A 22,111-nucleotide genomic window follows, 5' to 3' on the forward strand; every position below is an offset into this window, starting at 1 on the left:
ACTTTTGCAGAAACAAGTCGCCCGTCCCGTGAAAAGAAATGGTATTGACCCACTTTGGCTGTTTGTAAGCCTGTACCTCGCAGCCATGTTCCTGCCACGATTGGTGCCGATGGGCATGTTTGGCGACGGGTTGCTTTATGCTTCCATGGCTCGCAATCTAGCCGAAGGTCGGGGCAGTATGTGGGCACCTTTTTTCTCGTCAGGTTATTTTGTCGAATTTGCCAGCGGGAACCCGTATTTTGAAAACCCGCCACTCATGCTTTGGCTGCAAGCAGGCTTTTTCCGTTTGTTGGGCGACCCGTGGTGGGTGGAGAAGCTGTACGCGCTCCTATTGTTTGTCCTCAATGCGTGGCTCATCGTGCGGGTATGGGACACGCCCTTGCGCGGCACACTTTTCCACGGGCGTTTTGGATGGTTGCCGCTGTTTTTTTGGTATCTGATTCCGGTTGTTATCTGGGGCAACCCCAACAACCTCATGGACAACAACCTGTTGACTTTTTGCTTGCTGTCGTTGTGGTGTGTGTTGCAGGGCTTGTCTGCCGATGAGCGATGGTGGCCGCGACTGACGCTTGCCGGGCTGTGTGTTTATTTGGGGTTTATGACCAAAGGGCCTGTGGCGCTGTATCCGATAGCAGCGCCTTTTTTGTTGGCGGCTGTCACGGCGGCCCCCTCCTTTCACAAGCGCAAGATATTCGAGGGGCTTGCACAGTCTGCTTGGGTGGCAGTCGTGGCGGCCGGCGCGTTTGTGCTCATGCTTGCTTTGGTGCCTGAATCAAAGTTTTATTTTGAAAATTACTGGGAAAGACGTCTCGGCGCGGTCATCGCGGGGGAGCGGGCGGATGCGTTGCTGACTGGCTGGGCGCGGCTCAAGATATTTGCAATTTTGGCCACAGAGCTATCCGTCGTGGTCGTTGTGACGCTCCTCGTGGCGGTTGTTTTCAATAAAAAAAGGCATGAGCGAGCAAGCGACGAGGCGCATCGAAAAGTTCGGAGGACTGGACTGTTGTTTCTGTTGCTCGGCCTCGCGGCCACCCTGCCACTTATTGCCAGTGCTCGGCAAAGCGGCATGTACGTCATACCCAGCCTTCCGATGTTCGCTTTGGCGGCGGGCTACGTTTGCCTCCCGGCGGTGGGGCGCTGGCTGGAAAAACCAAGCGCGGCCAACACTCGTTTTTTGGGAGTGATTCGAGTGATATCGTGGGTTGGTTTTGTGGCGCTATCGGTACATCTTGCATGGATATTTGGGAAACCCGCAAGAGAGCGGGCGCTCTTGCAGGACCTGCCGAGCATACAACGGCTCATTCCAGAAGGAGAGAAAGTAGCCGTTTGTACCTCATTGATGAATAATTTGCACACGCATACCTATTTGCAACGCTTTCACCATTTGGAGTTGTCGCGGGACTTTTCCACTTGCAGATTTGCGTTGACAGAGCCTCGTTGCGATGCCGAAATGCGGGAGACATTGCGGCAAAATGGTTTTGTGAGCGCCGACACAAGCACAGCGCCGACACAAGTGCATTTTATTTACCTGAAAAAATATACTTCGCGCCGTTAGGTTTTGGGCATGGCTGCAATCTCAATCTGCTAAAAATCAAGAACATCAATCATGTTCATCTAACAAATCCTAGCGAATCAAGGTATAAAAGCAGGGATTCCCGAAAAAAATTGGGCGTTGCTACCCCAAATCGCCACTCCCTGCGTTCCTTAGTGCATCCACAGTGTATCGACTAACCTTTTTTCCATGCATCAAAACAGGGAGACAGAAGCATCAGGCAGAAATGTGCAGGCCGAAGGTGCTTTCATCGAATCGCTCATAGCCGCCACCTCCAAAGTGATTGTGGGGCAAGAGGGCATGATAGAGCGGCTGCTTGTCGGCCTGCTCACCAAGGGACACATTCTGCTCGAAGGGCTACCCGGATTGGCGAAGACATTGGCCATCAAAACATTGGCTCAAGCGGTGGATGCCTCTTTCAGGCGCATCCAATTCACGCCCGACCTGCTGCCCGCCGACGTGATTGGCACCCAAATTTACAACCCCTCGAAGGGCGAGTTCGCAGTGCGCAAGGGGCCGATTTTTGCCAACTTTGTATTGGCCGACGAAATCAACCGCGCCCCTGCCAAGGTGCAAAGCGCACTGCTCGAAGCCATGCAAGAGCGTCAAGTCACCATTGGCAGCGAGACATTTAGGCTCGACGAGCCGTTCCTCGTGTTGGCCACCCAAAACCCCATCGAGCAAGAAGGCACTTATCCATTGCCAGAGGCACAAGTGGACCGTTTTTTATTAAAGGTAAAAATCGGGTACCCGAGTCAGGAGGAAGAGCGCGGCATCATTCGTCGTTTTCTAAATGAAGAGGAAACCCCAGTGAAAAAGGTGGTGTCTATTCAAACCTTGCTTCATGCACGCGAAGCAGTCAAGCAGGTGTATCTGAGCGAAAAAATAGAACAGTATATTCTCGACATCGTATTTGCCACTCGCACCCCCGCGCAATTTGGCCTGCCAGCGTTGGCGCCTCTCATCACTTATGGCGCTTCGCCGCGTGCCAGTCTTTCCCTTGCAAGGGCGGCTCGAGCGATGGCTTTTCTCGACCACCGCAACTACGTCGCGCCTGACGACGTGCGCGCCATTTGTCCCGACGTGTTGCGTCACCGCATTGGACTTACATACGAGGCACAGGCGGAAAACATTACACAAGAGGACATTATTGGAAAAATTCTGGGAACCGTGGTAATACCTTGATGATGGATACTTCCGAACTGCTCAAAAAAGTGCGCAAAATCGAAATCAAGGCCAGAGGGCTTAGCAGTCACCTGTTCACGGGCGGCTATCACAGCGCTTTCAAAGGGCGTGGAATGTCGTTCAGTGAGGTGAGAGCCTATCAACCCGGCGACGACGTGCGGGCGATTGACTGGAATGTGACGGCGCGGACGGGGGAGGCATTTGTCAAGGTGTTTGAAGAGGAGCGCGAGAATGTGGTCATGTTGCTCGTGGACATCAGTGGTTCGGCGGTGTTTGGCAGTCACACCCAGTTCAAGGAAGAATATCTGACCGAGTTGTGTGCGGTTTTGGCTTTTTCCGCCATTGCCAACAACGACAAGGTAGGCGTGATGCTTTTTTCCGACCATATCGAGCTGTTCATCCCGCCGCACAAAGGCAAGCAACACATCCTGCGCATCATCCGCGAAATACTCAGCGCCCGCCCCACAGGGCGCGGCACGAACATAGCGGCGGCTTTGCAATTCATCCACAATGCGCTCCAAAAACGCAGCGTGTGCTTTATTCTTTCCGACTTTTTGGATGAACAGTACGAAAAAGCACTTCGAGTTTTGGCTCGCCAGCACGATTGCATAGGCATCCATGTGTGGGATGCGTTGGAGCGCAATCTGCCCGATGTGGGCGTGTTGCGAGTGGCGGATGCCGAAACGGGCGAGCAAACTTGGGTGGACACCACCAGCTATCGCCTTCGTCGCCAATACGCGCAGTCTTTCGATGCGCATCTGGCAGCCACGCAAGTTTGCTTCAGGCAAGCCGGGGCCGATTTCCTAAGTCTCAGCACCAACCAACCTTACACACAGGCCTTGTTGCAGTTTTTTTCCCGACGCTCGAGGGTGGTGGCGCATGGGTGAGCACCAGTGCCATGCCCGGTCAATCTGGCTCAAAGCCAAGCACGATGTTGAAGCGGGCGAAATCCGACAGCTTGCGGCTCCCGGCGTTGATAGGGTTGGGCTTGTCAAAGCCGATACCATAGTCGAAGCCGAGTGTGCCAAACATGGGCAGGAACACGCGAAGGCCCATGCCCACCGAGCGCCGCACATCAAAAGGATTGTAGTCGCTCACCCGTGCCCATGCGTTGCCACCTTGAGCAAATGTGGTGACGAAAATCGTACTGGATGGGTTGAGCGATATCGGGTAGCGCAGTTCCACGGTGTATTTGCTGAACACTCCCGCGCCACCCGGGAAAGGCGGCATGATATCTTCGGTGCCGTAGCCGCGCAAGCTGATGATGTCTCGGCCATTGAGGCCGAAGTTCTGGTTGCTAAGGCCGTCGCCCCCTAGCTCGAATCGTTCGAAGGGGCTGAGCAGGGTCTTATTCGACCAGCGGCCCAGAATGCCTATCTTGGCAGATGTCCGCAGCACCAATTTACCGACTATTGTTGTGTACCAATCCGCGTCCACGCGCCATTTGAGATATTCTATGTAGCGGTAGAGTTCTTGAAGGTTATCGGTTTCGTAGAAAGATTTGCTCTTGAACAGGGAGTAGGGCGGGGTCATTTGCATTTTTAGCGAAATCAACGAACCGTTGCGCGGGAAAATCGGGTCGTTCACGCTGTTGCGTGCGATCGTGACGTTGGCGCTGAAGTTGTTGTAAATGCCAAGCGAGATTTGGCGTCCCAGTTCGTCCACAAATCCCCCGAAGCGGTTGATGTTGAGTCGCTGGAGCTCGAGGTCAGTGCGGAAGATGAAGTTGTCATCCGGCCATTTGAGGCGTGTGCCGAAGCCGACGGTCAGCTGGCTGATTTTTAGCTCGGAGTAATTGTCGGTGCCAGCGAAACCGCTTGTGAAACGGTTGTAGAAGCCCGCCACGGTGAGCGAGTTGGGTTTTTTGCCGCCGAGCCAGGGCTCTGTGAAAGAGATATTGTAGGACTGATAGCGGTCGCCAGCGGTCTGGCCGCGCAAGCTGAGACGCTGGCCGTCGCCTTGTGGTAGTGGGTTCCACGCGGATTTGTTGCGCAAGTTGCGCAGGGAGAAGTTGTTGAAAGTGACGCCGAGCGTTCCGATGACCCCTCCCCTGCTAAACTGTGTGGAGGGTTGATAGCCGGCGGATAGTTCAAGCTGGTCGGAAGGCTTTTCTTCTACGGTGTATTCGATATCCACTGTGCCGCGCTCGGGGTTAACGGGGGTGTTGATGCCGAGCGATTCGGGGTTGAAGTAACCGAGGTTGACGATTTCGCGTTGTGAGCGGATGATGTCGGCGCGGCTAAATTTGTCGCCCGGTCGGGTGTAAAGTTCGCGGCGAATCACATGCTCGTGCGTGCGGTCGTTGCCTTTTATGACCACGCGGTCGATGGTGGCTTGCGGGCCTTCGAAGATGCGGAGCTCAAGGTCAATGGAGTCGTTTTCGATGGCCGTTTCCACGGGGTCAACGCGGAAAAACAGATATCCATTGTCGAGATAGAGGGAGGAGATATCGCGTCCGTCTTGGCTGAATGAGAGGCGGGTTTCGAGCAGTTCCTGATTATAGACATCGCCTTTTTCGATGCCAAGCACCTGAGCGAGGTATTTGGAGTCGTAAATCGTATTGCCTTTCCACACGATGTTGCGGAAGAAATATCGCCGCCCTTCCTCGATTTGGATGTGAATCATGAGCTCGCCTTTGCGGTTGCGCCAGAGGCTGTCGTCCACGATGCGGGCATCGCGGAATCCCAGCGTGTTGTAGTATTCCTCGATTTTGTGCTTGTCCTCTTCGTAGAGTTCCCTGACGTGTTTCGATTTTTTGAAAATGCGGCGCTTTTCCGCCGTCTCCTTCATTTTTTTGCGCAGGGTCTTTGACTTCACGTTTTCATTGCCAGCAAAACGAATTTCTTTGATTTTGAGCCTTTTGCCCCGGTCTATCACAAACTCGAGGCGCGTGGAGTTCACCGTCCTTTCGTCGGGATATTGATTGATGGTCACTTTGGTGTCCATGTATCCTTTGTCCACAAAATGCTGTTTAAGGGCATTGATGAGCGAGGCTTTCACGTTGTCGGTGAGAATGGCGCCCTTTTGCAAATACTTGTTGATGATGCCGTTCAGGTCGTCGTGCTTGTTTTTTTTCACCCCCACAAATGAGTGCCGGGTATAACGCGGCAGTTCTTTCACGGCGATTTCAAGAAAAATCTTGTCGCCGACGGTGCGCTCCTGAAAAATCTGCACATCCGTGAACAGCTTTAAGTTCCAGAGGGATTGCACCGCTTTGGCAAATGGCGCGCCGGGCACGCGGAGCTTGTCGCCTACCCTGAACCCCGAAATGGCAATGATGGCGCCCGCATCTGCGAATTGAGCACCCGTGACGCGAATGCCCCCGATTTCATATTCGACGGGTTTCTCGTAGGAAACGATGGGTGGGAGGGTGTCGGTGGTTTGGGCCTTGATAGCCATTGGGGCAAAGAACAACAGCCAAAAGCCGATTGTATGTAATTTCATTGTGTGTTGTCAATTAAAAAAAGGTTCCAGCGGCTTGCGGCCTGTAGCTGGCGGGAGGGTGAGGGTTTAGGGTCTTTGTTGTGCCAACATTTCCTGCAAGTTGGAGCAGTCTTGGAAGAGCGGGTTCAAGGCGAGGTAGGTGCGGCGCAATTGTTCCAGCACCCATTTTTCAGTGAATTCCGCTTTGCGCTGCTCCAATGCAGCTTGTTGAATTTTGCCATAGTCAAGTTTAAGGTCCGCTTTGTGAGGCTTTGAACGGCTCTCCAGCAGGACGAGGCGATAGTAGCGGGTGCCATCCATGGCGCGGAAAGGAAAGGGCTCGGAGATATCGCCCACAGCCAATCCGTCTATGGCAAAAAAGACATCCGTCTCCAAGTCGGCGACTTCAAAGAAGGTGTTGCCGGAGCGGGGGTTGGCCACGCGACCGTCGTTGTTGAAGCTTGCTTGATTTTTGTCGCCAAACCGCTTCACGGCTTCGCTAAAAGTCATTTCACCATTTTTGATGGACCGTTGCACCGAGTCGAGTTTGGCACGAGCGGCTTCCATGTCGTCGTCGGTGATTTCGGGTCTTATCAAAATGTGGCGGCAGTGGATGAGGTTGCCTCGGCGTTCGAGCAGCTGGATGATGTGAAAGCCGAACTCGGTTTCCACGATGGGGCTTATTTGGCCGACCTCCAGCTTGTAGGCGGCCGCTTCGAATTCGGGCACGAAGGTGCCGCGTTTTTGAAAGCCGAGGTCGCCACCGTTGGCGCCGCTGCCGGGGTCGGCGCTATATTTTTTGGCGAGTTCCGGGAAGCTTTCGCCACCTTCTGTGATGCGCGTTCGGAGTTCGCCGATAAGTTTTTGGGCTTTTTCGCGTTCTGCCGCACTCACCACTGGCTTGTAAACCAACTCTCGAATTTCCACCTCCGCATTGAAATAGGGCAGCGAATCCTTGGGGATGTTGTTGAAAAAACGCTGCACCTCCGAGGGGGTGATGGTGGCCTTGCCCGTGATTTTCGACTGCATCCGCTCGGCCAGCATCTGGCTGCGCATATCGTTGCGCATCTGGTCTTTTATCTGATTCACGTTTTGCCCGTAGTATTCCTCAATGGCCTTTTCGTCTTGATTGAAATAGACCAGCAGGCGGTCAATGCGGGCGTTGAGTTGGTTTTCCACCTCTTCGTCCTTGACGCTTATGGAGTCAATCTTGGCTTGATTGACCAACAATTTTTGAATGATGATTTGTTGCAGGGCAAGGCACTTGTACTCGTCAGGCAGGTCTTTTTCTTGTTGCTTGGCGTAGGCAACTTGCTCTTGCACATCGCTAAGCAGGATGATTTCGCCGCCCACATTGGCCACCACTTGGTCAATGACAGCCCTGTTATCTTGTGTGTGAGCCAAAATAGGCGCGAGCAGCGCGAGCATGGCAATGTTCAGATGTTGGCTTATTTTGTGGGCAAATATCTGCCTCATGTTGGATGGGCGTTCAAGGTTTTGCCAGATTTTCATGGTCAAGCGTTTATCTGTTTTTGGTAAAAAAACGGTGTCTGAAAAACGGTGCGAAGATGCCTCGCTCACTGCACAATCTTTACGTTTTCTCGCCGCAGTTCCTTTTGGTAGAGGTCTTCTTTCCATTTTTCAAGGAGTTCTTGTTTGCGTTTGTGCAGGATGATTTTGGAGGCTTGTTCTCTCACATAATCGAAAGGGGCGGTGGTCTTTCCTTGCACCACTTCGAGCACACGATAATAATATCGGAAGTCGCCGTCGCTTAGTGTGCCTTCGCGGCGCGAGCCGACGTTGTCGGTGGTTAACGTTCCTTTGGGCAAAAGCGCGGCTACCTCTTCAAGTTTGTGCCATTTTTCGCGGTCGAGCATTGAGAGGGTGGCCCATTGTCTCGCAAAGCTGTTGAGGCGTATTTCGTCGGCAGGGTTGCGGCTGTACCAGAGTTTGTTGATTTCGGACTGTGGGGCCTGGGGCGGAAGTTTCAGGAGCATACATTTTAAGATGGTGCTTTCCAACTGAAACTGGTCTTTGTTGTTGTCATAAAACTCCTTCACCTCTGCTTCGGCAATGGTACTGTCAAGCTTTTCGGCGATTAGTTTTTCCTCAAAGTTGAAGCGCACCAAACTTGCGCGGTAGTTGCGTACCAACTCGTCAATGTTCAAATCTTTCGGGATATTGCGCTCGGCCTCATACATGAGCAGTTGCTCGCGTGCCCAGCGTTGGGCATAGGCACTCACCATGAGCACGCTGTCTTCCTTCGTGACACCCTCCGGCACCACCCCTTCAAGCTCGGATAGGTACAGGTGCTTGTTGTAAACCTGTGCCAACAGCACATCGTTGTCAGGCGATGTGTCGTTGCCAGCACAATGCCACAACAAGGCGCAAGAGAAGCACAACAGAAAAAACAAAATACCTTTCATGGTCGAGGAAAAGAAAACTCATTGGCCTGCCGAGGGGTCTGCCCCGAGGCAAGGCCATCAGCTATGGCAAACGGCGGGCAAAGGTAGTTGAATCAGTCAGAAATGACTGCCTAAGATGCAAAGTTGGGTGCGTGAGGTTGTATGAATGGAGCCGATAAATTTTTACTACCCGTCGGGATGCAAATGAAACGCGCTCTTTTTTATACTTTTGCACCGACATTTTGGCCACTGCAACGGCGGCGGCACATCACTAATCGGGATTTACACACATAAAAGTTAGGTTCATTAAGACAATGGAAAAGAAGCGTTTGCTCCTCATCACCCAAGAAATGGAACCCTACACGGAAGGCTCAGAAGTGTCGGCAGCGGTAGCAAGGCTGCCGAAATTTTTGCAAGACAACGGGTACGAATTGCGGATTTTGATGCCTCGCTATGGCGTAGTGAACGAACGCCGCCACCGCCTTCACGAAGTCGTCCGCCTCTCAGGAATGAACATCATTGTGGACGACGACGATTACCCACTCATCATCAAGGTAGCTTCACTCCCCAACTCGCGGCTACAGGTTTACTTTCTCGACAACGAAGATTTTTTCAAACGCAAGCATGTGTTTGAAGATGAGAACGGACACCCATTTGAAGACAACCCTGACCGAGCAGCGTTTTTTTGCAAAGGTGCCATCGAGACGGTGAAGAAATTCGGTTGGTCGCCAGACATCGTGTTGTGCGAAGGTTGGATGACGAGCCTGCTGCCGCTCTACCTGCGCACAGCTTACAAGACAGAGCCTATTTTTGCCAACTCCCACATCGTTTACGCCGCATACGACACACCGCGCGAACGCGAAGGCGGCGAGCGGTTTTTCCAAAAAGTGGCCATCAACAATATCTCGAAAAAAGACCTCATTCCATTTCAGGACGGTGACGGCCTCTCTATGCACAAAGGAGCAGCCATGTACTCAGATGCCATCATCATTGGCAGCGAAACGCTCGACACCAGCGTTGATTACCTGTCGGTCGCCCAAGACAAACCTGTGCTCAGTTGGAAAAGCGGTGAGGAAATGCCATCTGCATATCTCGAGTTTTTCAAAAGCCTGACAGAGGCCGAGGTCGCTCAATAAAAAAAATGATGGACATCGTCGCTTCCTTGATTCGACATCGAAGGGGCGATTCAAATGAAATGGCCGAAAAAAACTATAAGGCCTGATGATATCGATAGCGGGCAGCTTCATCAACTGCCCGCTATAATTTTGAAATAAACACCAACAATTTTCCTCCCTCGTCGCCCAACCCTTCGGCAGATTGCCGCGTCAATGAAAGCACTTTCCAATAAATACGCACATCACACGACATAACATCGCATGAAACAAAAATTGCCGGTCTTCACCGCGCTAACTCTGCTGGTCGCCACCATCTGGTCGGCCTGCACCAAGCCCTCTCCTTTTGGCTCCGAATTGCTTCTCGACGAACTGGCAAGCTATGAATTCACCGACACCCTGACCGTCGTTTGCAGTGTTGAGTTTGAGGAAGACAGTTTGTTGACATCCGATGCTGGCTCCACCTCTAGCGCATTTTTGTGTGGCGAACTGGACGACCCCTTTTTTGGCAAATCCCGCTCGGAGATATACACTTTGGTGCGGCCGTCGCTGCCTTATCCGAACTTTAGACCCGGCGAGCAAGAGCTCGACTCTGTGGTGCTTCACATACGCTACGCATCAGCCAACTTCTACGGTGACTCATTGCAGGCACAGACGCTCCGCGTTTTCCGGTTGGATGAAGTGCTCAACAGCACTGGCAACTACTACGCACAAAGTACCATACCTGCCACCACCGAAATTGGCCGGGTGGAAAACTTCTTTCCTCAGCCCAACACCGCTGATAGCCTGTTCGATGCCAGCACTCGGGCACCTTTTCTGCGCGTTCCGCTCAGCCTTGATTTCGGGAAAGAAATTTTCAACATGGACTCAACCACCATACAAAATGATAGCTTGTTTTATCAAGCACTTCGCGGCCTCAAAATAACAGCATCCTCCAACGCCACGCCGGGTGCCATGCTCGCATTCAACCTGAACAACATCACCTACAGTCGTCTCAGCCTCTATTATCGCAATACGGGTGATACAATCGTCCGCCGATACGACTTCTTCTTTGCTGGCACCAACAAATTCACCCACTTCGAGCACAACTACGAAGGGTCGCCCGCAGGGCAGCAAATCGGCCAAGAATCTGGCGAGCATCTCTACCTACAAGCCATGCAGGGGCTGCGCGTGAAAGTACAGTTCCCGACCATCAACCAACTCGGGAAAATCGCCGTCAATAAGGCTCAGCTGGTACTGACAAGAGCCTCGCTGCCAGATGATTTGTCCGTGCTAATGCCTGCCGAGCAACTGTTGCTCACCGAAAATCAAGGCGACACATCATTTGTGCTCATCAGCGACGTGCTGTATTCCGTTGGCCCCGCCTTCAATCTGGGTTTCGATCGTTTTGGGGGTATGCCCAAAAAAGAGAACATAAACGGCACGTTAGTTGAAAGGTATAGATTGACCCTTTCCGACAGGCTGCAAGACATGGTGAACGATGCGTCCGGCGACATCAATAAAAAAACACTGTACCTCAACATCACGCCGCAGGGGCGCGTGGCGCAGCGAGTGGTGTTGCGCGGGCCGAAGAACGCCGAATTGCCAGCCAAACTGGAACTGAAATATACGCGGGTGCAATAAGATATTGCGTTTCGTTGCGTAACTTTGAGGCTCTAAAATTTCATTTTCTCACCTCAACCACTTGATAAAATCATGTGTGGAATCGTCGCCTACATCGGTGCTCAAAAAGCCTATCCCATCGTCATCAAAGGCCTACAACGCCTTGAGTACCGTGGCTATGACAGCGCGGGCATCGCGCTGCAGAATGGCTCGCTCAATGTCTTCAAGAAAAAAGGCAAAGTGGCCGATTTGATAGAATTCACCAAAGGAAAAAATATCAATGGCAACATCGGCATGGGACACACCCGTTGGGCCACGCATGGCAAACCCGACGACATCAACGCGCACCCGCACACTAGCGGCAACGGACGGCTTGTGCTCATCCACAATGGAATCATCGAAAACTACGCGCTGCTGAAAAGCTCGCTGACCAACCTCGGCCACACATTCAAAAGCGAAACCGACACCGAAGTGCTCGTACACCTCATCGAGGAAGTACAGCAAGCCGAAGACCTGCCCCTCGAGGAAGCCGTCAGACAGGCGCTTACCCAAGTGCACGGCGCTTATGCCATCGTGGTAATGGATAGCAAAGACCCGCACAAACTGGTGGCCGCCCGAAAAAGCAGCCCGCTTGTGATTGGGGTGGGCGACAATGAATTTCTCATCGCCTCAGATGCTACCCCCATCGTGGAGCATACAAAAAACGTCGTTTATCTCAACGATGAAGAAGTTGCAACCGTCACGCTCGACGGAGAAATGCTCATAAAAACGTTGAAAAACGAAGTGACGAATCCTGCTATTCACGAAATCGAGCTTCAAATCGAACAGCTGGAAAAAGGGGGATACGACTATTTCATGCTGAAGGAAATCTTCGAACAACCCACCACCATCGCCGAATGTATGCGCGGACGCATGGATGCCGACGAAGGCTGGGTGCGCCTTGGCGGCATGGCAGAACACCTCAAGCGAATGGTGAATGCCCAACGCATGATTATCCTCGGCTGCGGCACTTCGTGGCATGCAGGCATGATTGCCGAATATCTCTTCGAAGACCTTGCGCGCCTCCCCGTAGAGGTTGAATACGCCTCCGAGTTCCGCTATCGCAACCCAGTCGTGCGCGACCAAGATGTGGTGTTGGCTATTTCTCAGTCCGGCGAAACAGCTGATACTTATGCAGCCCTTGAACTAGCCAAACAGCATGGCGCACTCACCTACGGCATTGTAAACGTAGTAGGCTCCTCCATCGCTCGCCTTACCGATTGCGGCTCATACATCCACGTTGGCCCAGAGATAGGCGTGGCATCCACCAAAGCCTTCACCGGCCAAGTGACCATGCTGACCATGATGGCGCTTATCCTGGGATACGAGCGAGGCTATTTGCCTAAATCAAAATATCAAAAATTGGTGCAGGCGCTTTCTCTCATTCCAGGCAAAGTGGATGCCCTGCTCAAAAATTGCCATCAACAAGTGCGGTACATCGCGGGGGAATTCAAGGATGCTTCCAACGCGCTTTATCTCGGGCGCGGCTACAACTTCCCGGTGGCGCTCGAAGGCGCACTCAAACTGAAAGAAATCAGCTACATCCATGCCGAAGGCTACCCAGCCGCAGAAATGAAGCATGGCCCCATCGCGCTCATTGACGAAAACATGCCCGTTTTCGTCATCGCCACCAACAAGAGCGCCTACGAAAAAATCGTTTCCAACATTCAAGAAGTAAAAGCTCGCAAGGGCGTGGTAATCGCCGTCGTGACAGAAGGCGACGAGAGCATCAAGCAACTTGCCGATTACTCTATCGAAATTCCTGAAACAGAAGAACCCTTTACACCGTTACTGTCCGTCGTGCCGTTGCAGTTGTTGGCCTACCACATAGCCGTCATGCGTGGCTGCAATGTGGACCAGCCCAGAAATCTGGCCAAATCCGTCACGGTGGAATAAAACTCGCATATCACAACTCACATGAAAGTTGACATAGAATACAATACCGAGAAACCCTCCATCTCCTATCCTGAATACGGACGTTCCATTCAGGAAATGTTGCAATACGCCAAAACCATCGAATCGCGCCCGCATCGGCAAAAGACAGTGGAAGCCATTGTCGGCCTGATGATGCAACTCGTGCCGCCCGGCAACAACCGCAACATGGACGATTACCGCGAAAAGATGTGGAACCACGCTTTTGCCATCGCCGACTATGAGCTGGACGTGAACCCGCCTTCCGGCATCACCATTCGCCGCGAAGAGGAACGCCCCAAACCCGACCCCATTGGCTACCCAGCCTCCGCCACCCGATTCCGCCACTACGGCAACAGCATTCAGGCACTCATAAAAAAAGCCATCGAAATGCCCGAAGGCCCCAAAAAAGAAGGATTTGTCGAGGTGATTGCTTCCTATATGAAACTGGCCTACAAAACGTGGAACAAAGAACACTACGTCAGTGACGACATTGTGAAAGACGACCTCGAAATTCTTTCCGATGGCCTGCTCGAACTTCACGAGGGCTACGAGTCGCTCGACAAGTTGGCCGCCGGAGCAGGAAAGCACGACAAAGACCGCCGCTTCCAATACCAACGCAACCGTGGCAAACAACAAAGCAACGGTGGGGGACGCAAGCGCAGTCGGGGCGGCAACAACTATCGCAAGCGGAAAAAATAGTCCGATACATTTTTTTTTATGAAAACAACGCTGCTCTCCATGCTTCGCCAAGCATTCGGCTTGGCGCATCTCGCTCATTTGCAGAAAGACAAATCCCTTGATGAATTATTGGCCGAACACGAAAGCCGGCGTCGTTTCCTAAAAACGGCAGGGCAGGCCGGGGTGCTCTTGGGCATTGGCGGGCCTGTCATGGCAGAGCATTTTTTGGAAAATTTAGGGAAGCCCGCCCCTAAAATTGCGATTGTCGGGGCAGGCATTGGCGGGTTGAGCGCGGGTTATTTCCTTCGCCGCAAGAGAGTGCAGGCAGTGCTCTTTGAAGGCGACAAACGCCCGGGAGGGCGCATCAAAAGTGCTCGTATCTTTGACAATGGCAACCTCAACACCGAAATCGGCGCGGAATTCATTGATTCAAATCATTCCGAAATGCTGTTTTTTGCCCGTATGCTGGGGTTGGATACCAAAATCATGGATGTCGAGCAAGACACGTTTGGCCAAAGAGACGCGCTCTTTTTTGAAAATCGGCATTGGAGCATCCGCGAAGTATTGGAAGAGTTCAAAGCCGTTTACCCCCGCATTCGCGCCGACCAAAAACGCCTCGACGGGCGTGGCGCTGCTCGTTTGGACAACATCTCGATGGGAGCATACATTGACAATTTGCCCGTCAGCAGCTGGGTCAAGAAAATGCTTCATGCCGCCTATCTGGGCGAAAATGGCTTGGAGACATCCGAGCAAAGCGCGGCAAACATGTTGGGAGTCTTCGAGATACGCGATGAAAAAATACTCCCTTACGGAATTAGCGACGAGCGATTTAAAATCATTGGAGGCAACGAGCAAATCACGCAGGGATTGGCCAAAATGCTCGAAACACAAATCCGATACGAGCACAAATTGCGCTCCATCAGGGAAAACGCCAACCGCAGCCTCACGCTCAGCTTCAGCCAGAATGGCACCACCTACGAAGAAACGTTTGATGTCGTCATAGTCACCCTGCCCTTCGCTGTCCTGCGCGATTTGGACATCAAGATGGATTTGCCGCCGCGCAAGCGCCGCGTCATCAGCGAATTAGGCTATGGCGCCAACACAAAATTCATCGTAGAGACCCAAGAGCGCACCTGGCGAAAGGCAGGTTATCGCGGATTTTTATTCAACGAGCAAGTTCCCAATGGATGGGACAGCGCCCAAATGCAGCAAGACAATCAAGGTGTCGGAGCCTTCACCTGCTTCTTTGGTGGCGACAGAGGCAAAGCAGCAGCCCGCGGTACCGAACAGGAACAACTGGCATACATACTGCCCGCGCTTGATGGCGCATTCCCGGGCACCGCTGCCAGCCTCACGGGCAAGCTCGAACTCGCCAATTGGTCGGCCAACCCCTTCGCAAAAGGTAGTTATTCGTGCTTCAAAGTAGGCCAATATACTGCCTTTGAGGGAGCGGCCTTTGAACCCGTGCGGCAACTCTACTTTGCAGGCGAACATTGCAGCACCGAAAGCTGGGGATTCATGAACGGCGCGGCGGAGACCGGCCGGAAAGCCGCCGAGAAAATTTTGAAGAAAATGGGTGTGCGTTAACTTGGCTCGTTCCTCACCGCACCATATTCAGGAATGTTCGGGTGAACCAGTTCGCATCTGCCTTCACCAAAGAGTCAAGTGTCAGGCTGGCTTTGTGCGAGAATGTGCGTATGTCGCGCACCACCGAGCAAAAATGTTCCGAATCGGGACATTTCTCTTCCACGCCCGCCATCTCATCCAGCACACGCAGCATGGGGTCAAGTTCCCGCTTTTTGCGGTTGATAATAATTTGGCGCACCACCGTCCACATATCTTTTTCGGCAAAAAAATACTCTTTGCGCTCACCGTTGCGCAGCTGCTTGTGCACCAATCCCCAATCCACCAGCGCGCGAAGGTTCATGTTTGCATTGCCCCGGGCGATGTCAAGCTCTTGCATCACTTGGTCGGCGGTAAGCGGCTCGGGCGACACCAATAGCAATGCGTGTACTTGTGCCATCGAGCGATTGATGCCCCATTCGGAGGCCATTTTACCCCATGATTCAATAAACTTTTCCTTTGCTTCTTTGACATCCATGATGTTGAGCAAGAATTTTGTTTGAATACAGATTACAGCATACAAAATGCGATTAAGCGTTTTTTGTTTTCAAAAAAAATTGAAAGATGCGAAAGCGCCTTCATTTCCGCGATATAGCCAAGGCCATTTGATTTTGAACCAACAACACCTCCAATCTGGTGAAAATCATGCAAATCAATCAAGGTCATCCCCAAACCCTCTTAAATCCGGATATAAAAGCAATAAACAAACTGCCCGCGAAGCCCTATTTTTGCCCCTCACGAAAGATTCAATCCAACACCTTTTTTCAAAAAACAAATGGCTTGCCGCAGTGGAAAACGGACACTCAACCAATGCATCCGCCGAAGCAAGCCCAATATCTGAAAACGGGCCGAGAGGCACGTCGAAGCTTTATGGATATTCAGGCGCTCAACTATCGAATTCACGCTGAAAGTGCTTTTGTGGAACATCTCGCTGCCGAAACCGCCAAAGTCATCGTGGGTCAGGAAGTGATGCTCGAAAGGCTGCTCATCGGCCTGCTCACCAAAGGTCACATCCTGCTCGAAGGGATGCCCGGGCTAGCAAAAACATTGGCCATCAAGACGCTCGCACAAGCCGTGGACGCCCAATTCAGCCGCATTCAATTCACGCCCGATTTGCTGCCAGCGGATGTGATTGGAACCATGATTTACAACCCGGCCACCGCCGCATTTTCGGTTCGGAAAGGGCCAGTGTTTGCCAACTTTGTGTTGGCCGACGAAATCAACCGCGCCCCCGCCAAGGTGCAAAGCGCCTTGCTGGAAGCCATGCAAGAGCGCCAAGTCACCATTGGCAACGAGACCTTTCGCTTGGAGGAACCTTTCCTCGTATTGGCCACACAAAACCCCATCGAGCAAGAAGGCACCTACCCGCTACCAGAAGCGCAAGTGGACCGTTTTTTACTGAAAGTGAAAATAGGCTACCCCACCAAAGAAGAAGAACGCGACATCGTGCGCCGCAACCTGACGGGCGAACAGCCCCAAGTGCACAAAGTGGTGTCGCCAGCGGTGTTGCTCCGCGCGCGTGAATTGATGCACGGCATTTACATGGACGAAAAAATCGAGCAGTACATCCTCGACCTCGTCTTCGCCACTCGCTCGCCGGGCGAGTACGGCCTCAAAGGACTTGTGCCGCTCATCAACTATGGCGCATCGCCCCGCGCCAGTATCGCCATGGCACAAGCCTCGCGAGCTTTGGCATTCTTGCGTCGGCGCGGCTACGTCATCCCAGAGGATGTGCGGGCTGTCGCTGCCGATGTGCTGCGCCACCGCATAGGCCTCACCTACGAGGCCGAAGCGGAAAATGTGACACCCGAAGACATTATTGGGAAAGTGCTGAACACGGTGGAAGTGCCATAAAATAACTTGTGATAATCCGCCTTTTACCCTTACGCCGTGTGCTCTTTCCCCTAGCATTGCCATCTATCACATCCAACACACCATCCCATGCCCGCTGCTCTCATAAAGAATATCTGTTTGGCGCTGGTGCTACTTGCATCGCCCATATCTCTTTTGGCTCAAAAGAAGGGCAACCCGCCCGCAAAAAAACCGCCCCCAAAAACGCAGCCTGCCAAACCTGCCCCCGTCACTAAGACACCCCCTCCGCCTGCCCCTGTCGCCACAGGAGCGGCGGCAAAAGATACAGCCATTGCCAAATTGTTTGAAAAACCCACCGAAATACAGTGGGTCAAGTATTTCAAAGGACGCATGGACGACGTGGCCACCCTCGAAATCGCGCTCGGCTACGACGGCAAAAACTGTCGGGGCTACCTTACTTATGGAAAAAGCCGCGACCGGCTCCGGCTTGACGGGTCTATCAAGGCCGACTCTATTTTCTTCGAAGAGCGAGAGCCATTTAAGGAAGTAACGGGGCGCATCAAAGGCATCCTGAAAAATGAACGGATTCAAGCGGAGTGGACAAGCCACAACAACGCCATCGGTAGCCGCCTCGAAGTACAAGAGGTGCAACTTGGTCAGTCGCTCAATGTGGGCTGCAGCGATGGTAAATGGGCCAGCAGATACATCACGCGCTACAATGGTGCTCGCTGCGACATGATATTGCAACGAATGCACAACGGCCAACTCTTTGGCTACCTCTGGGTAGAAGCCGATGGCAAAACCTACGACCTGCGCGGAGAGATGGATGCCAATGACAACTACGAAATCGAAGCCCTTTCGGCCAACGACAAAATCGCGGGACTGCTGCACGGCAATCTGAAAAACCCGCAGCGAACCGACTGCAATTGGGTGGGAAGCGGCGAAAAACGCACCTTCAATTTTACGCAGAAAGACAACTTTCAATTAGGCTGCTACGAATACGCCGATTTCATTTCAAGCTACGATGCGCTCTACCCCCGTACCCCCTGCGCCAGCTGCAACACCTGGCTCGACCAACAGGTGACGAATTGGGTGAACAAATGCAAGGCCACAATCGCTGTCAATAAATACCCCGCGGCCCCCGCCACGCGCAGCTCTCAACGCGCCAGCAGCTGGGCAGAAATTGCCTGCCTCACGGAGAATGTCCTTTCGGGATACCTTACGTTTTCGGAAACATGGAATCCCGAAGCGACGGGGTTGGCCTTCAACTTCGACCTCCGCACCGGCAAGCCCATTACTTTCAATGAAATTTTCAATAAAAGCTTCAACGCACAAAGCTGGCTCGACGATTTTGCCAAAAAAGAAGCACCCAAACTCGCACACTATGCCAACGACCCCAGCTATCGAGCCTGGATAGCAAGGGAAGGATTTCCAATGTTTGCCTTGCGCCGCGACGGCTTGGAATTGAGCACGCTGTTTCATGGTCAATATGGAAGACAAACACTGCTCGTGCCATATTCCACCCTAAAGCCCTACATGAAAAAAGACAATCCCATTGCCGAATTTGTGAAATGAGCGCAGCCAAAGATTTTGATTGTTTCTGTGCTCCCCCCTTATACTTCGCGCCGTTAGGTTTTGGGCATGGCCGCAATCGCAATCTGCTAAAAAATCAAGAACATCAATCATGCTCATCTAACTAATCCTAGCGAATCAAGGTATAATTGCCCAATCGCCTACTCAATGGATACTGCCGAACTCATCAGAAAAGTCAGAAAGGTCGAAATCAAGACCCGGCGACTGACGCGCAACCTTTTTGCGGGGGGCTACCATAGCGCCTTCAAAGGGCGAGGCATGTCGTTCAGCGAGGTGCGGCAATACCAGTTTGGCGACGATGTGCGGACAATTGACTGGAACGTGACCGCACGCACCGGAGAGCCACACATCAAGATTTTTGAGGAAGAACGCGAGCTGACCGTGATGCTATTGGTAGATGTGAGCGGCTCCTCGTTTTTTGGCACCACTGGTCAATGGAAACAAGAAGTGCTGACCGAAATCTGTGCCTTGCTGGCCTTTTCCGCCGACTCGAACAACGACAAGGTGGGGGTACTGCTTTTTTCCGACCGCAACGAACTTTACATCTCCCCCAAAAAAGGTCGGCAACACACGCTACGCATCATTCGCGAATTGCTCAACGTGCAGCCTTCCGACCGAGGCACAGACTTGGCCGGAGCCATGCAGTTTGCCCGCAATGTGCTGAAAAAGAGGAGCGTATGTTTCATTTTGTCAGACTTTTGGGCAAGTGACTACGATGCGGCTTTGCGAGTGTTGGCTAGGCGACACGACTGCGTGGGCATCCATTGCTGGGACCCCCGCGAACGCAAACTGCCTGATGTCGGTTTGCTCTGCGTGCGCAATGCGGAATCGGGAAAAAAAACATGGCTCGACACCACTGACCCCACCGTTCGGGAACACTACATCGAACGTTTCGACGAGAGCCGCGACTATGCGGCGAAGGCATTCCGGCGTGCCGGGGCCGATTTCATAAGTTTGCAAACAACCGAATCCTACGCCACCACGTTGCTGCATTTCTTTGAAAAAAGAGCGCGTGTAGGCACACATTAAATACCTCTTTGAACAACCGTTTTTTTTGATGAAGCAACACCGCAGAATGCTTGATGCACAAAATAGCCTTATGAGTGGGCTACCCGCCCGTTTGTTGGGGAGGTGCTCAGGGGCGTGGCGCATCGCGTCTGTTTTGTTGTTTCTCTGCCTGTCCGTTCGCGTCGCGTCGCAAAGCGATGCCTTTGCACGAACAGACAGCAACTACGCCGAAACGGGCAACCCTTTTGTCATTCATCTTGTAGTGCCCCAAAGTGCAGGGAAGCCGGGGCAAGTGGATTTTTCGGTATGGGAAGAATCCCTGCCGGAACAGAACATTCTGCAACAAACCGAATGGGCCACCGATGGCCAACAGTTCACCAAAGACCTCACTGTTGTTTTTTTTGATGCAGACTCGCTCAGCCTTCCACCGCTCCCCATCCGACTCAACGGGCAGTCAGACCCCGTGATGACGAATTCGCTCCAAATCGTCGTCTTGCCCACGCCCTCGCCCGACGACCTCGTGGATATGTCGGACATAAAAGACATACGCCGCGAACCAGCCAATTGGACGGACTACCTTCCTTGGGCATTGGCCGTCGCTGCCTTGGCGCTGCTCGTCATGCTGGCATCATGGCTGATGGGACGGGCGCAAAACAGAAAACGACAAGCGGCATTGAGCCGCACCGTGGGCTTGCCGCCGCATGAGCTGGCTTGGAAAAAATTGGACGCGCTCGTGCAAAAAAGACTGTGGGACAAAGGGTTGGTGAAAGAATACTGCGCCGAGACAACCTTCATCATAAGGGAATATCTGGAAAAACGCTACGAAATCCCGGCACTTGAATCCACCTCTGAAGAAATCGTTGTGCTTTTGCAAAAAACTGATTTCCCGCAACCCCTGCGCTCGGCGCTGCAAGAGCTTTTGAAAAAAGCAGACCTCGTGAAATTTGCCAAAGCCACGCCACCCGATACTTTTCACGAAGAGGCGATGTCTTTTGCACGAAAAATTATTTTGGAAACAAAACCGCTCCCCGCTCAACCAGTCAACCACCCAACCGCTCCACAGTGACCCTTGCCGCACCACTTTGGCTCTTTTTGCTACTGCCTCTGGCAGCCCTCTTTTGGCGCGAACGCCGCCAAAAAGAGCACGACGCTGCTTTGCGACTGCCACAAGACAACGCCCACTATGGCGGCACCACTTGGCGAACGGGGGCACATCGTTGGCTGGCGCCGATGCGTTGGGCAGCGTTGGGATGCTTGGTGGTGGCGATGGCACGCCCGCAAAAAACATGGGTGCAGGAAAAAGTAAAGGCCGATGCCATAGACATCGTGCTGACGCTTGATATTTCACCATCCATGCTTAGCCGCGACTTCGAGCCTGACCGCCTTGCGGTGGCCAAGCGCGTCGCCATTGATTTTGTGGAAAAACGCCCTCACGACCGCATTGGGCTGGTTGCTTTTTCTGCCGAAGCCTTCACTCAATGCCCACTCACCACCGACCGCCGCGTGGTGCAGGCCTTCATCCGCGAGTTGCAAACAGGTCGCCTCGAAGATGGCACCGCCATTGGGATGGGATTGGCCACCGCGGTCAACCGCCTGAAAGACAGCCCTTCGCGCAGCAAAATCGTGATTTTGCTCACTGATGGCGAAAACAACGCAGGCTACATTTCCCCATTGCAAGCTGCGGAAATAGCCCAATCGCTTGGGGTTAGGGTTTACACGGTCGGCATCGGAACAGAGGGTGTCGTCATGTCGCCTGCGCAGCGTTTGCCCGACGGCACTTACGCCTACGCCCCGCGCTACATGACTTTTGATACAGAGCTGCTTCGCCAAATCGCACAAATGACAGAGGGCAAGTATTACCGTGCGTACTCTGAAGCAGATTTGAAAGACATTTACGACGAAATCGACCGTCTGGAAAAAACAAAAATCGAGGTCAGCACCGTGCGCCGCACGACAGACTATTTTCACTGGCTCATTGGCGCGGCAGTCGTTTTGTTGTTGCTGGAAATTCTGGGAAGGTGGTGGCTACTGCGGACGGTGACTATGTGACGAGAAGTTCTCCGCAACGCGGTGTGTGTGAAATATGCAAAAATTTAAGCGGGGCGATTTTGATTTATTAAACAGTTTCACACCCCAGAAATCCTAAAACCGGAAAGTCTAAAAAC

The 22,111-nt window shown here is 52.7% G+C and carries 17 protein-coding genes; 13 read left to right on the plus strand and 4 right to left on the minus strand.

All coding sequences use genetic code 11. The features are described 5' to 3' along the window. Positions 1-28 precede the first annotated feature (28 nt). From KIS77_11680 to KIS77_11690, 3 genes are all read left to right on the plus strand, one after another. Complete coding sequence (locus KIS77_11680; GenBank protein MCW5922999.1) at positions 29-1,555, plus strand: glycosyltransferase family 39 protein; 1,527 nt, start codon at positions 29-31, stop codon at positions 1,553-1,555. 186 nt (positions 1,556-1,741) lie between these two features. Then, positions 1,742-2,737 carry a MoxR family ATPase gene (locus KIS77_11685; protein ID MCW5923000.1) on the plus strand — a complete coding sequence of 332 codons (996 nt, stop codon included), beginning with the start codon at positions 1,742-1,744 and terminating at the stop codon, positions 2,735-2,737. 2 nt (positions 2,738-2,739) lie between these two features. Next, complete coding sequence (locus KIS77_11690) at positions 2,740-3,624, plus strand: DUF58 domain-containing protein (GenBank protein ID MCW5923001.1); 885 nt, start codon at positions 2,740-2,742, stop codon at positions 3,622-3,624. Positions 3,625-3,643: 19 nt separating this feature from the next. On the opposite strand, the gene bamA is transcribed toward KIS77_11690, so the two are convergent. From bamA to KIS77_11705, 3 genes are all read right to left on the minus strand, one after another. Further along, entirely contained in the window at positions 3,644-6,181 is a 2,538-nt protein-coding gene (bamA, locus tag KIS77_11695) for an outer membrane protein assembly factor BamA (GenBank protein MCW5923002.1), read from the minus strand. Between the two features lie 66 nt (positions 6,182-6,247). Further along, positions 6,248-7,588: a peptidylprolyl isomerase gene (locus tag KIS77_11700; GenBank protein ID MCW5923003.1), complete on the minus strand. Its 1,341-nt coding sequence runs from the start codon at positions 7,586-7,588 to the stop codon at positions 6,248-6,250. Between the two features lie 149 nt (positions 7,589-7,737). Then, positions 7,738-8,586 (minus strand): hypothetical protein, encoded by an 849-nt coding sequence (locus KIS77_11705; protein MCW5923004.1) that lies wholly within the window; start codon positions 8,584-8,586, stop codon positions 7,738-7,740. A gap of 293 nt (positions 8,587-8,879) precedes the next feature. On the opposite strand from KIS77_11705, the gene KIS77_11710 reads away from it, so the two are divergent. The 5 genes from KIS77_11710 to KIS77_11730 all read left to right on the plus strand — a co-directional run bounded on the left by KIS77_11710 (position 8,880) and on the right by KIS77_11730 (position 15,497). Then, positions 8,880-9,701, plus strand: a complete 822-nt coding sequence (locus KIS77_11710; protein ID MCW5923005.1) for a glycogen/starch synthase — start codon at positions 8,880-8,882, stop codon at positions 9,699-9,701. Positions 9,702-9,941: 240 nt separating this feature from the next. Continuing rightward, the gene (locus KIS77_11715; GenBank protein MCW5923006.1) at positions 9,942-11,300 is read left to right on the plus strand and encodes a DUF4270 family protein; all 1,359 of its coding nucleotides are present in this window, start codon (positions 9,942-9,944) and stop codon (positions 11,298-11,300) included. 72 nt (positions 11,301-11,372) lie between these two features. Beyond that, positions 11,373-13,214, plus strand: a complete 1,842-nt coding sequence (gene glmS / locus KIS77_11720; GenBank protein MCW5923007.1) for a glutamine--fructose-6-phosphate transaminase (isomerizing) — start codon at positions 11,373-11,375, stop codon at positions 13,212-13,214. Between the two features lie 21 nt (positions 13,215-13,235). Next, positions 13,236-13,931 (plus strand): DUF4290 domain-containing protein, encoded by a 696-nt coding sequence (locus tag KIS77_11725; GenBank protein MCW5923008.1) that lies wholly within the window; start codon positions 13,236-13,238, stop codon positions 13,929-13,931. A gap of 18 nt (positions 13,932-13,949) precedes the next feature. Then, positions 13,950-15,497, plus strand: a complete 1,548-nt coding sequence (locus tag KIS77_11730) for an FAD-dependent oxidoreductase (protein ID MCW5923009.1) — start codon at positions 13,950-13,952, stop codon at positions 15,495-15,497. Positions 15,498-15,510: 13 nt separating this feature from the next. Here KIS77_11730 and KIS77_11735 read toward each other — a convergent pair whose 3' ends face one another. Beyond that, positions 15,511-16,011, minus strand: a complete 501-nt coding sequence (locus tag KIS77_11735) for a transcriptional regulator (protein MCW5923010.1) — start codon at positions 16,009-16,011, stop codon at positions 15,511-15,513. A gap of 332 nt (positions 16,012-16,343) precedes the next feature. Here KIS77_11735 and KIS77_11740 point away from each other — a divergent pair, with 332 nt between their 5' ends. The 5 genes from KIS77_11740 (at position 16,344) to KIS77_11760 (ending at position 21,995) form a co-directional block, all read left to right on the plus strand. Continuing rightward, complete coding sequence (locus KIS77_11740; protein ID MCW5923011.1) at positions 16,344-17,387, plus strand: MoxR family ATPase; 1,044 nt, start codon at positions 16,344-16,346, stop codon at positions 17,385-17,387. Positions 17,388-17,474: 87 nt separating this feature from the next. Beyond that, positions 17,475-18,920 carry a hypothetical protein gene (locus tag KIS77_11745; GenBank protein MCW5923012.1) on the plus strand — a complete coding sequence of 482 codons (1,446 nt, stop codon included), beginning with the start codon at positions 17,475-17,477 and terminating at the stop codon, positions 18,918-18,920. A 165-nt stretch (positions 18,921-19,085) separates the two neighbouring features. Then, the gene (locus KIS77_11750) at positions 19,086-19,967 is read left to right on the plus strand and encodes a DUF58 domain-containing protein (GenBank protein ID MCW5923013.1); all 882 of its coding nucleotides are present in this window, start codon (positions 19,086-19,088) and stop codon (positions 19,965-19,967) included. Positions 19,968-19,995: 28 nt separating this feature from the next. Then, positions 19,996-21,012: a hypothetical protein gene (locus tag KIS77_11755; protein ID MCW5923014.1), complete on the plus strand. Its 1,017-nt coding sequence runs from the start codon at positions 19,996-19,998 to the stop codon at positions 21,010-21,012. Then, complete coding sequence (locus tag KIS77_11760; GenBank protein MCW5923015.1) at positions 21,009-21,995, plus strand: VWA domain-containing protein; 987 nt, start codon at positions 21,009-21,011, stop codon at positions 21,993-21,995. Before KIS77_11755 ends, KIS77_11760 begins: the two co-directional genes overlap by 4 nt. Positions 21,996-22,111: the final 116 nt, after the last annotated feature.

The organism is Saprospiraceae bacterium, assembly GCA_026129545.1.
GTDB lineage: Bacteria > Bacteroidota > Bacteroidia > Chitinophagales > Saprospiraceae > M3007.

Excerpts from the sequence above, each read along its gene's own strand:
- KIS77_11740 (MCW5923011.1), top strand. The coding sequence starts at position 16,344 with ATGCATCCGCCGAAGCAAGCCCAATATCTGAAAACGGGCCGAGAGGCA.
- KIS77_11690 (MCW5923001.1), top strand. The coding sequence starts at position 2,740 with ATGGATACTTCCGAACTGCTCAAAAAAGTGCGCAAAATCGAAATCAAG.
- KIS77_11710 (MCW5923005.1), top strand. The coding sequence starts at position 8,880 with ATGGAAAAGAAGCGTTTGCTCCTCATCACCCAAGAAATGGAACCCTAC.
- KIS77_11685 (MCW5923000.1), top strand. The coding sequence starts at position 1,742 with ATGCATCAAAACAGGGAGACAGAAGCATCAGGCAGAAATGTGCAGGCC.
- KIS77_11755 (MCW5923014.1), top strand. The coding sequence starts at position 19,996 with ATGAAGCAACACCGCAGAATGCTTGATGCACAAAATAGCCTTATGAGT.
- KIS77_11745 (MCW5923012.1), top strand. The coding sequence starts at position 17,475 with ATGCCCGCTGCTCTCATAAAGAATATCTGTTTGGCGCTGGTGCTACTT.
- KIS77_11715 (MCW5923006.1), top strand. The coding sequence starts at position 9,942 with ATGAAACAAAAATTGCCGGTCTTCACCGCGCTAACTCTGCTGGTCGCC.
- KIS77_11700 (MCW5923003.1), bottom strand. The coding sequence starts at position 7,588 with ATGCTCGCGCTGCTCGCGCCTATTTTGGCTCACACACAAGATAACAGG.
- KIS77_11730 (MCW5923009.1), top strand. The coding sequence starts at position 13,950 with ATGAAAACAACGCTGCTCTCCATGCTTCGCCAAGCATTCGGCTTGGCG.
- KIS77_11725 (MCW5923008.1), top strand. The coding sequence starts at position 13,236 with ATGAAAGTTGACATAGAATACAATACCGAGAAACCCTCCATCTCCTAT.
- KIS77_11705 (MCW5923004.1), bottom strand. The coding sequence starts at position 8,586 with ATGAAAGGTATTTTGTTTTTTCTGTTGTGCTTCTCTTGCGCCTTGTTG.
- bamA (MCW5923002.1), bottom strand. The coding sequence starts at position 6,181 with ATGAAATTACATACAATCGGCTTTTGGCTGTTGTTCTTTGCCCCAATG.
- KIS77_11750 (MCW5923013.1), top strand. The coding sequence starts at position 19,086 with ATGGATACTGCCGAACTCATCAGAAAAGTCAGAAAGGTCGAAATCAAG.
- KIS77_11735 (MCW5923010.1), bottom strand. The coding sequence starts at position 16,011 with ATGGATGTCAAAGAAGCAAAGGAAAAGTTTATTGAATCATGGGGTAAA.
- glmS (MCW5923007.1), top strand. The coding sequence starts at position 11,373 with ATGTGTGGAATCGTCGCCTACATCGGTGCTCAAAAAGCCTATCCCATC.